This is a genomic window from Cupriavidus sp. 21MJTG02-4 (genome assembly GCF_057798975.1).
Genome location: NZ_JBYOJP010000061.1, coordinates 1 through 686 on the forward strand (window position 1 = coordinate 1; position 686 = coordinate 686).

The following is a 686-nucleotide window of genomic DNA, read 5'->3' on the forward strand; positions in this document are numbered from 1 at the left end:
GGCCTGACCGTCAATCTGTACGACGCCAACCCGCAAGCGGTGGAAGCGGCGCGCAAGTATCTGCAGGATACGCTCGGCAAGCTGGCTGACAAGGGCAAGATCTCTGCTGCCGACGCCGAGGCCACGCTGTCCCGCGTGAAGCCCTGCGGCGCCCTTGAAGACCTGGCTGGCTGCGACATGGTGTTGGAAGCCATCGTCGAGAAGCTTGAAGTGAAGCGCGATCTCGTGGCCAAGCTGGAAGCGGTGCTGCGTCCTGACGCGATCATCGCCTCGAACACCTCGTCGCTGTCGATCACCGCGATCGCCGTTGGCGCGAAGGAACCGGGCCGCGTGGTTGGCTACCACTTCTTCAACCCGGTACCGCTGATGAAGGTGGTCGAGGTCATCGACGGCCTGTCCGGGAACCCGGCCGTGGGCGATGCGCTGATGGCCCTGTCGCGCCGCATGGGCCATACGCCCGTGCGCTGCAAGGACATGCCGGGCTTCATCGTCAACCATGCCGGCCGCGGCATGAATATCGAAGGCCTCAAGGTCGCTCAGGAAGGCGTGGCCGAGTTTGTCGACATCGACAACGTCATGCGCGAGCAAGCGGGCTTCCGCATGGGGCCATTCGAGCTGATGGACCTGACCGGGCTCGATGTGTCGCACCCGGTGATGGAATCGATCTACAACCAGTTCTACCAGGA

At 63.6% G+C, this 686-nt stretch carries 1 protein-coding gene; it reads left to right on the forward strand.

All coding sequences use genetic code 11. From position 1 onward, the window contains the following. A partial coding sequence (locus AC3FKH_RS34490) for a 3-hydroxyacyl-CoA dehydrogenase NAD-binding domain-containing protein (RefSeq protein WP_488680165.1) occupies positions 1-686 on the forward strand: 686 nt, incomplete at both ends.